The sequence below is a fragment of the Rathayibacter sp. AC182 genome (assembly GCF_979253875.1).
Map to the genome: position 1 here is coordinate 570159 of NZ_CEEDEK010000003.1, position 11585 is coordinate 581743.

The window sequence follows — 11585 nt, forward strand, 5'->3', positions numbered from 1 at the left end:
CGGGCACGAGGGAAGGGAGCGGTCACCGGCCATCGCCAACTGCGGGGCCGAGTCCGAGCACCGGCGCGTCGCCGGGCGGTGGGAGCCGCCTCCGAGACCGGATCGACCTCGGTTCCTCTCGTCGCGCGCGAAGACGAAGCGCGTTTACGTACGCCGCCGCGGCGGCCGACGGCAGGATCGAGTCCAGCTGGTCGAGCACCTGGCCGTGGCCCGGCAGCCAGGAGCTCATGTCCTTGATGCCGATGTCGCGCTTGATCAGCGACTCCGCGAGGTCGCCCAGCGTGGCCGTGAGGAGCACCACCGCGCCGAACACGGCGCTGACCCACCACGGCTGATCCAGCAGCAGGACAGCGAGCAGGACTCCCGCGACGATGCCGGCCACGGCGGCACCGGCGAAGCCCTCCCAGGTCTTCTTCGACTGATCCGCGGCGCCATGGGGTGCTTCCCCACGTCAGACCGCTCGCGTACGCGGCGATGTCCACGAGGATCACGAGCAGCAGGAAGGAGAGCGCCCAGAGCTGACCCTCCTCGGCCACCAGGCGCACCGCGAAGGCGCCCAGGAACGTCACGTAGGCCTGCACGAACGCACCGAGGCCTGGTCGAGCAGCAGATCGCGGCGCGACGAGGAGGCATGGCCGAGGACCTGCTCCCCCAGCCGCCAGCGACGAGGAGCGAGCCGCCGAGGACCGCGAGCCAGGCGGCCGACAGTCCGCCGTAGTAGGCGGCAGGCACCACGATCACCCCGGCGATGCCGGTCGGGATCCGCGGGTCGCGGCCGGCGTGCCGAGCGCGTTCGAGAGCTCCAGCGCCGCGAGGAGCACAAGGGCCCCGGCCAGCACCATGAAGAGCTCCTTGATCAGGAGTACCACGCCCATGGCGCCGACGCCGATCAGGCCTTCGATCAGCGTGGCCGAGACGAGGTTGCGGCCGGATCGAGCGGTGAGCCGGTCGTTGTACTCCTCGAGCTGCGCCCGGGTCGCCTCCAGTTGACGCTCCACATCGGCGCGACGTTGCGCCCGCGCGACGAGAGCGTCGCGGGTGACCATCCGCGAGCCGCGGGCACCCGGGACGTGCGGGCGTTCGTCGCTCCTCCCCGTGCTCGGAGCCCTCGGATTCGTCGGCCACCACTAGACCTCGAGCAGCTCGGTTTCCTTGCGCTTGAGAGCCTCGTCGATCGCGTCGACGTGCTTCTTCGTGACGGCCTCGAGCTCCTTCTCGCGCGGCCGACTCGTCATCGCCCAGCTCGCCCTTCAGCGCGTCCAGGCTCGTCTTGCCCTTGCGGCGGATGTTGCGGACCGCGATCTTCGCATCCTCGGCCTTGTGCGGACGATCTTCACGAACTCCTTGCGGCGCTCGGCGGTGAGCTCGGGCAGGGTGACGCGGATGATCGTGCCGTCGTTCGTCGGGTTGGCGCCGAGGTTCGGCATGTCCCGGATGGCCTGCTCGATGTCGCGGAGCGAGCCCTTGTCGTACGGCGTGAGGACGAGGGTGCGCGCCTCCTGGTTCTGCATCGACGCCAGCTGCGAGAGGGGCGTCGGGGTGCCGTAGTAGCTCACGAGCACCCTGGAACATGCCGGGGTTCGCGCGGCCGGTCCGCACGGTGGCGAAGTCCTCCTTCGCGACCTCCACGGCCTTGTCCATCTTGGTCGTCGCGTCGGCGAGTACATCCAGATCACGGAGCTCCAGAAGAGTAGGCGGAAGCGGTCAGTCTAGTTCGAGACGAGAGTGCCGAGCCGGCCCCGCGGATGGCCTTCGCCACGTTGCCTGAGGGCTCCATGCCGAACACCTGCATCGGCATCCCGCTGTCCATGCAGAGGCTGAAGGCCGTGGAGTCGACGACCTTCAGGCCGCGCTGGAGCGCCTCCTGGTAGGTCAGCGCGTCGAGCTTCTTGCTGCTCGGGTTCAGGCGCGGGTCGGCGTCGTACACGCCGTCGACACCGTTCTTCGCCACGAGCACCACGTCGGCGTGGGTCTCGGCGCGCGCTGCGCGGCGACGGTGTCGGTCGAGAAGAAGGGCAGGCCGGCCTCGGCGCCGAAGATCACGACGCGCCCCTTCTCCATGTGCCGGATGGCGCGGCGGGGGGATGTACGGCTCGGCGAGACTGGGTCATCGCGATCGCGGACTGGACGCGCGTCTCGGCGCCGGCCTGCTCGAGGAAGTCCTGCGCGAGGGCGGCTCATCACCGTGCCCAGCATGCCCATGTAGTCGAGTCCGCGGTCCATGCCGCGCTGCGACAGTTCGCGGCCGCGGAAGAAGTTGCTTCCTCCGACCACGACCGAGATTTCGACCTCGGTCGCCGCGTCGGCGATCTCGCGAGCGAGCGCGCTGATCACATCGGGATTCACCCCGAGGGTCCCAATTCGAACGCCTCCCTCGAGAGCTTCAGAAGCACCCTGCGGCGCCGCCCGTCGTCATCGCATCCGTCTGCGTCATGGACGTTTCCTCCCGTGGACCTGCGCCAGTCCTGGTCCTGCGCGGAGCACGCCCCAGACCACGCCCGGGGCACTCCCCCGGGTAGAGCGAAGGGAGTCCGGTCGACTGAACGACCCGGACTCCCTGCTGCGTGCTACGCGCCGACCTTGAACCGGGCGAAGCCCGAGACGGTCAGGCCCGCGTCGCCGACGACCTTGCTGACGGACAGCTTGTTGTCCTTGGCGTAGTCCTGGTCGAGCAGCGCGATCTGCTTGAAGTACGCGTTGACGCGACCCTCGATGATCTTCGGCAGGGCGGCCTCGGGCTTGCCTTCGCCGCGCGAGACTTCGACGATGCGGCGCTCGTTGTCGACCTCCGACTGCGGGACGTCGTCGCGCGAGAGGTAGGACGGGTTGGCGAACGAGATGTGCTGCGCGATCGAGCGGCGGTCTCGGCGTCGTCCCTGGCGTAGCCCACGACCGCCGACCTGCGGGGGCAGGTCCTTGTTGGTCTTGTGCAGGTAGATGGCGAAGTGCTCGCCCTGCACGGTGGCGATGGCGGAGCCTCGACCTTCTCGCCGAGGATCGCAGCCTCGTCGTTGATGAGGTCGGCGACGGTCTCTATCACCGGCGGGGCCGCGAGGGCCTCCTCGACGGTGGTGGAGCCGGCGGCGACGATGGCGAGCACCGAGTCGGCCAGGGCGATGAACTTCGTGCCCTTGGCGACGAAGTCGGTCTCGCACGCGAGCTCGATCAGGGTGGCGACTCCGCCGTTCTCCGCGGCGGCCACGAGGCCCTCGCTGGTGAGCGGCCGGCGCGCTTCGCGTTGCCCTTGGCGCCCTTGAGGCGGAGGATCTCGACCGCCTTGTCCAGGTCGCCGTCGGCCTCGACGAGCGCGTTCTTCGTGTCGACCATGCCGGTACTGAGCTGCTCGCGCAGCGTCTTGACGTCAGCGAGGCTGAAATTGGCCATAGTTCTGCGAACCTTCTGTGGTTCTGGCGTCCGGCCGACCCGGTGGTTCCCGGTCGACTGCGGGACTCCAGTCTGTCTGAAGCGGCGATCGCGGTGGCGATCGGGTGCCTGTCCGAGCGAGCCGGGCGCCTGCGGTCAGCAGTGCGCCCGGCTCCGGCTCAGGAGGGGTGTCAGGCGGTGGCGGTCTCGTCGGCCGGGGCCTCGGTGGTCGCCTCGTCGGCGGCGGGCGCCCGGTCTCGGCGGGAGCCTCGTCCGCGGCGGGGGCCTCGGCGGCCGGCGACGGCCTCATCGGCGGTGGCGGCCTCGGCGTCGGCGACCTTCTCGGTCTCGGCGCCGGCCTGCGGCCCGCTCCGGCCCTGGAGAAGCTCCTTCTCCCACTCGGCCAGCGGCTCGACGGCGGAGACGCTGCCCTCGGCCTCGGGCTTCTGGTGGCGCTGAAGCCCTCGGCGGCGGCGTCGGCGACGATGCGGGCGAGGCTCACCGAGCGGATCGTCGTCGTTGCCCGGGATCGGGTACTCGACCTCGTCCGGTCGCAGTTCAGGCCGAGGATGCCGATGACCGGGATGCCCAGCTTGGCCTCGTCGATCGCGAGGCGTTCCTTCTTGGTGTCGACGACCCACAGCGCGGACGGGGTCTTCGACAGGTTGCGGATGCCGCCGAGCGACTTGTGCAGCTTGTCGAGCTCCCGCTTCTTGATGAGGAGCTCCTTCTTGGTGAAGCCGCTCTTGGTGGTGTCGTCGAAGCCGAGCTCCTCGAGTTCTTCATGCGCGCGAGGCGCTTGGAGACCGTCTGGAAGCGGCAGGCGGCCACCGAGCCAGCGCTGGTTCGCCGGCTGGCCGACGCGGGTCGCCTGCTCGGCGATCGCGTTCTGCGCCTGCTTCTTCGTGCCGACGAAGAGGATGGTGCCGCCGTGGGCGACCGTCTCCTTGACGAAGTCGTAGGTCTTGTCGATGTAGGCCAGCGACTGCCGGGAGGTCGATGATGTAGCTGCCCGAGCGCTCGGTCAGGATGAAGCGCTTCATCTTCGGGTTCCAGCGGCGGGTCTGGTGCCTGAAGTGGACGCCGCTGTCGAGCAGGCTGGCGCGAGCGGTGACGACTGCCATGAGTCGTTCTCCTTGTCTCGGGGTCCGGGCGCACGACGGCGCCGAACTCCCGTTCGGTTGTCTGCGACGGCCGGTCGGCACGTCGCCCTGGCGCCCGGCGTGCTCCCGCCTTCCCCGCGAGCGGAGGAGGACCGTGGGGAGCGGAGGCCGAATGGGCGCGCGTAGTCACCCCGACGAGCGAGGTGCTCCGAGCATCCTACTGCGGAGGCCGCCTCCCCCGCTGATGCGGGAGGGCCTCCGGGCGCCGTGGGGCGCCGCTAGTTGCGCGCCGACTTCATCACGGTGCGGATGCAGGGTGTCCATCTCCTCCAGCGATCGGCCCTTGGTTCCGGGCACGAACAGGCTGAAGATCGAAGACGAACGAGATGGCGGCGAACGCGGCGTAGAGGCCGTAGGCGAGCGTCAGCGAGACGTCCTGCGAGAGGACCGGGAACGTCACCGTGATGGCGAAGTTGGCGATCCACTGAGCCGAGGCGGCGAGTCCGAGCGCGGCGGCGCGGATCCGGTTCGGGAAGATCTCGCCGAGCAGGACCCAGACCAGCGGGCCCAGGTCGCGCCGAAGAAGACCACGAAGGCGTTGGCCGAGACCAGGGCGATCGGCCCCAGGCACTGGGCAGCGAGACGTCCTCGCCGTTGATCGTCGACTGGTTGAACGCGATCGCCATCAGAGCGAGCGAGACCGCCATGCCGGCGGAGCCGATGAGCAGCAGTGGCTTCCTGGCCGACCTTGTCGACCAGGAAGATCGCGACGAAGGTGACCACGACGTTCACGACGGAGGTGAAGACCGAGATGGCGAAGGAGTTCGACTCGTCGAAGCCGACCGCGCTCCAGAGCGACGTGGAGTAGTAGAAGATCACGTTGATGCCGACGAACTGCTGGAACACCGAGAGCAGGATGCCGACCCAGACGACGGGCAGGAGGCCCAGTGCGGGACCGCGCGTGCCCGAGCGCTTGGCGTTCTCGGCGTCCTCGTCGATGCGCTTCTGGATGTCGGCGAGGTGGCCGTCGACCTCTTCGCGGGCGTGACGGTCGCGAGGACGCGGCGCGCCTCCTCCGTCTTGCCGCGCGTGGCGAGGAAGCGGCGACTCCGGAAGGGTCAGGGCGAGCAGGCCGTAGATGACGGCCGGGACGGCGCAGGCGATGAACATCCAGCGCCAGGCGGCTACGCCGAACCAGTACGGCTCGGACGCGCCGTTCGCGCCCTCGGCGATGAGTGTGTCCGAGAGCAGCGCGGCGAAGATGCCGAGCGTGATCGCGAGCTGCTGCAAGCGAGGCGAGGGGAGCCCGGGCGGATCGCCTTGGGGGCGATCTCGGAGATGTAGGTGGGGGCGATCACCGAGGCGATGCCGATGCCGAGGCCTCCGACGACCCGCCACAGGACCAGGTCCCAGACGGCGAACGCGGCGCCGGCGCCGATGGAGGAGACGGCCAGGGCGATGCGGCGGCGCCGAGCAGCATGACCTTGATGCGGCCCCAGCGGTCGGCCAGGCGCCCCGCGATGTACGCGCCGAGCGCGCAGCCCAGCAGCGCGGACGCGACGAAGCCGATGAGCGCGGCGGAGAGGTCGAACTCGCCCTGCACCGCCTCGACCGCGCCGTTGACGACGGAGGAGTCGAAGCCGAAGAGGAACCCGCCGACCGCGGCGGCGATGGCCAGGCCGATCACCTTCCTCCGGAGCTTGGCGGCTGGAAGGGGCCGGTGTCTCGGATCGTCCGCTGGTCAAGTACCGTCTCCGCTCTTGCCGCCGGTCGGCGGCGCTGATGGCGCCCTCGTCCCGGATTCACGCGAAGCGACGTTACCCCGCCCGCGAGTCGGCCTCGACGGGTTGCGCTCGAGGTGATCAGGGAGACTCTCCACCGGAGGGGTTCGTGGAGCGCCCTGGTCGCGCCGCTGGTCGGCCCGCGGCGGTCGTCCGAGCACCAGGGTGGCGGGATGCCGACCTCCCCTCGCTGCCCGCCCGGGCGTGTTCCTGGCGCTCGCGCCGTTCGCCTCCGCCCTGCCTCCGGCCTTCCCGCCGCGTTCATCGCGCCTGCTGCGGCCTCGCCGGCGCCTGCGCTCTGGTCGTCTCCGGTGCCGGGCTTCGAGGTGATCGAGCCGTGGCGGGCGCCGGAGCACCGGTTCGCTGCGGGTCACCGGGGCATCGACCTGGCGGCGATCGCGGGCGCCCCGGTCGTGGCGGTGACCGGCGGGACGGTGTCGTTCGCCGGCCGCGTCGTGGACCGCGGGTGGTATACCGCACACGCCGACGGGCTGGTGTCGAGCCTGGAGCCGGTGGAGGCGACCGTGGCGGAGGGAGCCGTGGTCGTGGCCGGTGAGGTCATCGGCACCGTCGGAGCGGGAGGGCACTGCGACGGGCGCTGCGTGCACCTCGGAGTGCGGGCCGACGGGGACTACATCTCTCCGATGCGCTTCTACGGCGGCATCCTGCGGGCGGTTCTGCTGCCGCTCGACGGAGCGTCAGGCGCGCGGGTGCGCGAGCCGGTAGGCGTCGCGGATGCGCTCGGTCGAGACGTGTAGATCTGCGTGGTGCCCAGGCTCGCGTGACCGAGCATCTCCTGCACGGTACGGAGGTCCGCGCCTCCGTCGAGCAGGTGGGTGGCGGCGGAATGGCGGAGCGTGTGAGGACCCGAGGGGCCGGACCCGTCCTCGAGGAGGCGGGTGACCACCTGTAGACCGTGCGGGGCGTCAGGCGCGCACCGCGGCGGCCGAGCAGCGCGGTTCCGCGACTCCGGCTTCGCGAGGAGCGGCCGGGCCTTCCGAGGTAGGCGACGAGCGCTTCCTTCGCCGGGACCCCGGAAGGGGACGACGCGCTGCTTGGAGCCCTTGCCGGTGACGAGGACGGTGAGCCGCGAGAGGTCGAGGTCGTCGACATCGACGGCGACCAGTTCCGAGACGCGGATTCCCGACGCGTAGAGCAGCTCGATGATCGCCAGGTCGCGGAGGGCGACGGGATCGTCCGTGGTGCCGCGCGCCGCGACCACGTCGATCACCTCGCGTTCGCCCTGCGCCCGTGCGAGGACGCGGCGGGAGCGGCCGCCTCGGCCTTCGGGGTGCGCAGGCGTGCGGCGACGTCGGGATCCGCTCGGTCCGGGCTGCGCCCAATGACGAGAACGAGCGGACTGCCGCGGCGGGTGGCGCGCGAGCGTGGCGCGGGCGACTCCGGTCTGCGTCTGGTGCCAGAGCCAGTCGCGGGAGAGCTCGAGGTCGACGTCGGCGAGGGCCGTGACTCCCTTCGTGGCGGCATGCGCCGTCAGGGTGGCGAGATCGTCGCGGTAGCCCTTCGCGGTCGCCGGTGAGAGCGAGCGCTCGTCGAGGACGTAGCGGAGGAAGTCGTCGACGGCGCCGGCGAGGCTCTGCTCACGCACTTGGCCTCACGCCTCGACGGCGGGTGCGCGACCAGAGGTCGATGCGCCCTTGCTCGTCGAGCTCCTCGAGCCGCTCGAGGAGGTCGTGGTGCCGAAGCGGGTGGCGATCGGAGCCGACGCACTCGGCACGAGGGAGGTCGCGATCGTCTCGGGGTGCACGTGGACGAGCGAGAAGTCGCGCGGACCGTCGATGCCCTGCAGCCTGCGCTCGGGGGCGCCGAGATCCATGGTGTAGCTGGTGGCCTCGGCGACGAAGACGGGGACATCGGCGAACGTCGCGGCTGTGGGGTAGTGCAGGCGCCCGCCGAGGATCGCGCGGACGTCGCTGCCTCTGACCACCTCCTCGAGGCGCTCCATCCCGCGCAGCTCGAGCACCGTCATGGCGCCGAGCGAGTGGGGAGCGGCGGTGATGGAGGGCGGAGAGGACCGTGCCGAGCGGTGCGGGCGTCGCGTGAGTTCGCCGAGGCCTTCGAGCTGCGTGGCGGTGAGCTCGCCGTGGTGGAAGCTGAACTCGCGCTGTCGAGCGCGATGAGCCGAAGTCCGTCGAGGTCGACGACTGGGTCGACGGGGGTCTCGCGGTCGTCGGGCTGCTGCTCGAGGAGCACCCGGCGGAACGCGGACCGCTCGTCGTGGTTGCCCATGACCCAGACGACCGGGCAGCCGAAGCGCGCGCCGAGCGGATCGACGGCCGCCTTCACCCGCCGGTACGCGTCCTCCTCGCCCCGGTCGGCCACGTCACCCGTGATGACGATCGCGTCGAGCCGGCCGCCGCGCTCCTCGAGCCGCGCGAGGGCCTGGTCGAGGCGCGCGACCGTGTCGACGACTCCGTAGAGAGGAGCGCCTTCGGCGAGGAAGCGTGTGTCGCTGAGGTGGGCGACGGATCGGCCGCCCGGAACTGCCCGAGCTGCGGGCGCTCCCCCGTGTTCGCCTCGTCGTTCATGCCGCTCCCCTCACTGACCTGCTGTCAGCGTAGGGCGGACGACCGAGCTGGGCGGCGGGCCGACGAGTCAGAGGGTGGCCGCGGTCCACCTCCCGTCGTCGGCCCTGTCGATGTGCGCCTCGACGAGCAGCGCTCCGAGGATCGCGAGGGTGTCGGGAATCGGCGGAACTCCAGTTGTGCGCGAGAGCGCCGGTCTCCTGCGGGTACGTGCTCCCGGAGAGCAGCGACGATCCGGGAGGCGGGCTCGGGGCGCGACGTCCTCGGCAGGGCTCTCCCTCGCGCCGAGGAGCTCGAGGACTCGGAGCCGTGGTGACGCACGTCGCCGCGAACTCGCGGAAGAGGCGGTGGCAGCCTGCTGAGGACGCGCCGTCACGGGTCCGGGGACGGCGCCGAGCGGGACGGCCGAGGGCCGCCGCATGGCCCGCGGTGTTCAGCGAGCCCGAGCGGCCCCCGCCTCCACGACGACTGTCGCGTCCGCGGACGCCGCGATGAGCCTGTTCCTCTGAGAATCGCCACCTCGTGGGAGCGTTCCCGGCGGCACCCCCGTCACCACCGCGCATCCGGGGTCGCGATGATGCGGTGCAGGAGTTCGGAGTGGGCGGTCGGGTAGAGCCGGTCGGGGCCGCCGGCGAGGAAGGCGATCGGTAGTCCTCCGCGCCGAGGACGGCGTGACCGACGGCCGATCCGAAGGCCCGCCAGGACGACGAGGACGCCGCGGTCCGCGACTCACCGCGGCCAGTTCGGCCGTGACGTGCTCGCCAGCAGCCGAGTCGCCGCCGCGCACCGACGAGGGCCAGCCGGTGGGAGGGGGCGAAGGCGCCGGTGTCGCCGCGCGCCCACAGGACGAGCGGCGCGGTGCGGTCCGAGATCGTCTCATCGACTCCGGCCAGCCGGGCGAGCCCGGGAGGAGCAGATGAGCCCTCAGCTTCTGCGCGATCTCGACCCGGCGCAGGAGCAGCGCGCGATCCACGACGCGGCCGCCAGCGATCGAGACCCGCCGCGAGAGCGGTCAGCCCAAGCCGGGAGTGCAGTCGGAGTCGGCGAGGATCTCGGAGGCGGTCGCCGACGAGACCACGTGCGCAAGCGCCGTCGCGGGCCCGCAGGCGTCGACGAGCATCAGCCGCCACGGCGTCCCCCGGTTCCGTCAGACCGCTCCAGGCCGCGCGAGCGAGCACCTCAGCCGGCCGGAGGGCGTCGCCGACGGCGAGCAGGGACCGCCTCGGCGCGGAGCTCGGTGCGATCGAAGAGGTCGGCGGTCATGACGCACCTCCGCGCAGGACGAGCGCACGACCCAGGTGTGCGGCCGAGGGGCGGTCGACGTCGTCGAGATCGGCGAGCGTCCAGGCCAGGCGGAGGACGCGGTCGTAGCCCCGCATGGTGACGAGTCCGCGCTCGAGCGCCTTGTCGAGAGTGCGGGATTCGGCGGCGGTCGGCCGCTGGTCCGTGGCGCGGAGCCAGCTCCCGGAGACCTCGGCGTTCTTCGTCGACCAGGGCGCTCGACGGAGGCGCTCTGCGGCAAGGACGCGAGCGGCGGTCACGCGACGGCGCGCCTCGGCTGTGGTAGCCCCTGTTCGTCCCGCCGAGCGGCGAGCTGGGCGGCACCGATCCTCCGCACCGTCAGGCGCGATATCGACCCGATCGAGCAAGGGACCGCTCAGCCGCGCGAGGTGGCGGCGGCGCAGCGCGGGAGCGCAGGCAGGTCTCCCCGGGATGCCGCGCCGGCCGCACGGGCAGGGGTTCGCCGCGAGGACGAGTTGGACGCGCGCGGGGAACTCGGCGACCGCGCCTCGCCCGGTGGATGCGGATCACCCCCGACCCCCGAGCGGTTGCCGGGAGTGCATCGAGAGCGACGGAGCTGAACTCCGGCGCCTCGTCGAGGAAGAGGACGCCGCGGGTGGCGCGGGCGACGGCTCCGGGGCGGATGCGTCCGCCGGCTCTCCGCCAGACGACTTCCGCGCGGCGGCCGAGGCGGAGTGGTGCGGGCTCTCGAACGGCGGACGGCGGATCGCGAGGGCGCCGCCGGTTGGAGCACCGCGGACGAGGGACCGCATGAAGGTCGCTCCGAGCGCGGCGTCGTCGTCGAGGTCGGGCAGGATGCCGGGCAGCCGCGACGCGAGCATCGTCTTTCCCGCGCCGGGCGGACCCAGGAGGAACACGTGGTGACCACCGGCCGCCGCCGCGATCATCGCCTCCGCGGCTTCCTCGTTGCCGATCACGTCGGCGAAGTCCAGGCGCGAGACGGGTTCGACGGGGACTGTCATCGCAGTCGCGGGCTCCGGCAGCACCGGCACCTCCCACTCCGCCTCCCGTGCCACACCGCAGCCGCCGCGAGCGACGACACGCAGCGGGATGATCTCGACTCCGTCGATCAGCTCCGCCTCGGCGCGGTCCTCGAGCGGCACCATGACGCGCGCCGCCAGTCCTGCCCGGGCCGCGGCGAGCACCGCGGGCAGCACGCCGGGCACCGAGCGCAGCCGTCCGTCGAGACCGAGCTCACCGACGTGGACCACGGCCGCCACGGACTCGCCGTTCACCTCCCCCAGTGCCGCCAGCGCGGCGAGTCCGATCGCGAGATCGAACGCGGACCCGTGCTTGGGCATCGCCGCCGGCGAGAGGTTCACCGTGATCTTGTACTCCGGAGATCACGCCGCCCGAGTTGATCGCCGCCGACCGCACCCAGCTCCTTCGCCTGCGACAGCGCCGCATCCGGCAACCCGATGATCCCGATGCCGGGAGTGCCGTCGGAGGAGTGCGCCTCCACTCCGACGACCGCACCGGTGAACCCGACGGTA

Annotated in this window: 16 protein-coding genes and 6 pseudogenes; 2 read left to right on the forward strand and 20 right to left on the reverse strand. The window is 71.6% G+C overall.

The genetic code is table 11. The features are described from left to right. Positions 1-22: 22 nt before the first annotated feature. From AC0CII_RS06055 to AC0CII_RS06115, 13 genes and pseudogenes are all read right to left on the reverse strand, one after another. A complete protein-coding gene (locus tag AC0CII_RS06055) occupies positions 23-382 on the reverse strand; it encodes a phosphatidate cytidylyltransferase (RefSeq protein WP_465228868.1) in 360 nt (119 codons plus the stop codon). A gap of 355 nt (positions 383-737) precedes the next feature. Then, positions 738-1046, reverse strand: a complete 309-nt coding sequence (locus tag AC0CII_RS06060; protein ID WP_465228869.1) for a hypothetical protein — start codon at positions 1044-1046, stop codon at positions 738-740. Positions 1047-1127: 81 nt separating this feature from the next. Further along, positions 1128-1641, reverse strand: a pseudogene (gene frr, locus AC0CII_RS06065) (ribosome recycling factor). 68 nt (positions 1642-1709) lie between these two features. After that, positions 1710-2393 (reverse strand): annotated as a pseudogene (locus AC0CII_RS06070) (amino acid kinase family protein). Positions 2394-2567: 174 nt separating this feature from the next. Continuing rightward, complete coding sequence (locus tag AC0CII_RS06075; protein WP_465229069.1) at positions 2568-2960, reverse strand: hypothetical protein; 393 nt, start codon at positions 2958-2960, stop codon at positions 2568-2570. A 77-nt stretch (positions 2961-3037) separates the two neighbouring features. Further along, positions 3038-3202: pseudogene (locus tag AC0CII_RS06080) on the reverse strand (translation elongation factor Ts); the annotation flags it as partial. Further along, positions 3166-3384 carry a hypothetical protein gene (locus AC0CII_RS06085; RefSeq protein ID WP_465228870.1) on the reverse strand — a complete coding sequence of 73 codons (219 nt, stop codon included), beginning with the start codon at positions 3382-3384 and terminating at the stop codon, positions 3166-3168. The pseudogene AC0CII_RS06080 and the gene AC0CII_RS06085, both read right to left, overlap by 37 nt. Continuing rightward, complete coding sequence (gene rpsB, locus AC0CII_RS06090) at positions 3362-4345, reverse strand: 30S ribosomal protein S2 (RefSeq protein ID WP_465229070.1); 984 nt, start codon at positions 4343-4345, stop codon at positions 3362-3364. Before rpsB ends, AC0CII_RS06085 begins: the two co-directional genes overlap by 23 nt. Before the next feature lie 52 nt (positions 4346-4397). Then, positions 4398-4487: pseudogene (locus tag AC0CII_RS06095) on the reverse strand (30S ribosomal protein S2); the annotation flags it as partial. A gap of 277 nt (positions 4488-4764) precedes the next feature. After that, complete coding sequence (locus AC0CII_RS06100; RefSeq protein WP_465229071.1) at positions 4765-5037, reverse strand: MFS transporter; 273 nt, start codon at positions 5035-5037, stop codon at positions 4765-4767. Beyond that, complete coding sequence (locus AC0CII_RS06105; protein ID WP_465228871.1) at positions 4923-5756, reverse strand: MFS transporter; 834 nt, start codon at positions 5754-5756, stop codon at positions 4923-4925. The genes AC0CII_RS06100 and AC0CII_RS06105 overlap by 115 nt, the downstream gene beginning before the upstream one ends. After that, a complete protein-coding gene (locus AC0CII_RS06110) occupies positions 5651-5926 on the reverse strand; it encodes an MFS transporter (protein ID WP_465229072.1) in 276 nt (91 codons plus the stop codon). Before AC0CII_RS06110 ends, AC0CII_RS06105 begins: the two co-directional genes overlap by 106 nt. After that, positions 5821-6153, reverse strand: a complete 333-nt coding sequence (locus tag AC0CII_RS06115) for an MFS transporter (protein ID WP_465228872.1) — start codon at positions 6151-6153, stop codon at positions 5821-5823. Before AC0CII_RS06115 ends, AC0CII_RS06110 begins: the two co-directional genes overlap by 106 nt. A 171-nt stretch (positions 6154-6324) precedes the next feature. Here AC0CII_RS06115 and AC0CII_RS06120 point away from each other — a divergent pair, with 171 nt between their 5' ends. Continuing rightward, positions 6325-7005, forward strand: a complete 681-nt coding sequence (locus tag AC0CII_RS06120; RefSeq protein WP_465228873.1) for a M23 family metallopeptidase — start codon at positions 6325-6327, stop codon at positions 7003-7005. Here the strand turns inward: AC0CII_RS06120 and AC0CII_RS06125 are convergent. From AC0CII_RS06125 to AC0CII_RS06135, 3 genes and pseudogenes are all read right to left on the reverse strand, one after another. Further along, complete coding sequence (locus AC0CII_RS06125; RefSeq protein WP_465228874.1) at positions 6900-7853, reverse strand: tyrosine-type recombinase/integrase; 954 nt, start codon at positions 7851-7853, stop codon at positions 6900-6902. The two genes, AC0CII_RS06120 and AC0CII_RS06125, sit on opposite strands and share 106 nt — an antisense overlap. 6 nt (positions 7854-7859) lie before the next feature. Further along, positions 7860-8234, reverse strand: a complete 375-nt coding sequence (locus AC0CII_RS06130) for a hypothetical protein (RefSeq protein WP_465228875.1) — start codon at positions 8232-8234, stop codon at positions 7860-7862. Continuing rightward, a pseudogene (locus AC0CII_RS06135) lies at positions 8231-8719 on the reverse strand (metallophosphoesterase); the annotation flags it as partial. The gene AC0CII_RS06130 and the pseudogene AC0CII_RS06135, both read right to left, overlap by 4 nt. 742 nt (positions 8720-9461) lie before the next feature. Here AC0CII_RS06135 and AC0CII_RS06140 point away from each other — a divergent pair. After that, on the forward strand, positions 9462-9710 hold the full coding sequence (locus tag AC0CII_RS06140) for a hypothetical protein (RefSeq protein WP_465228876.1): 249 nt from the start codon (positions 9462-9464) through the stop codon (positions 9708-9710). Between the two features lie 339 nt (positions 9711-10049). Here the strand turns inward: AC0CII_RS06140 and AC0CII_RS06145 are convergent. From AC0CII_RS06145 to AC0CII_RS06160, 4 genes and pseudogenes are all read right to left on the reverse strand, one after another. After that, positions 10050-10511 (reverse strand): annotated as a pseudogene (locus tag AC0CII_RS06145) (magnesium chelatase subunit ChlI family protein); the annotation flags it as partial. Beyond that, a complete protein-coding gene (locus AC0CII_RS06150; RefSeq protein WP_465229074.1) occupies positions 10411-10716 on the reverse strand; it encodes an ATP-binding protein in 306 nt (101 codons plus the stop codon). The gene AC0CII_RS06150 and the pseudogene AC0CII_RS06145, both read right to left, overlap by 101 nt. Further along, positions 10599-11414 carry an ATP-binding protein gene (locus AC0CII_RS06155; RefSeq protein WP_465228877.1) on the reverse strand — a complete coding sequence of 272 codons (816 nt, stop codon included), beginning with the start codon at positions 11412-11414 and terminating at the stop codon, positions 10599-10601. Before AC0CII_RS06155 ends, AC0CII_RS06150 begins: the two co-directional genes overlap by 118 nt. Next, positions 11411-11554 carry a hypothetical protein gene (locus AC0CII_RS06160; protein WP_465228878.1) on the reverse strand — a complete coding sequence of 48 codons (144 nt, stop codon included), beginning with the start codon at positions 11552-11554 and terminating at the stop codon, positions 11411-11413. Before AC0CII_RS06160 ends, AC0CII_RS06155 begins: the two co-directional genes overlap by 4 nt. Between the last annotated feature and the right edge of the window lie 31 nt (positions 11555-11585).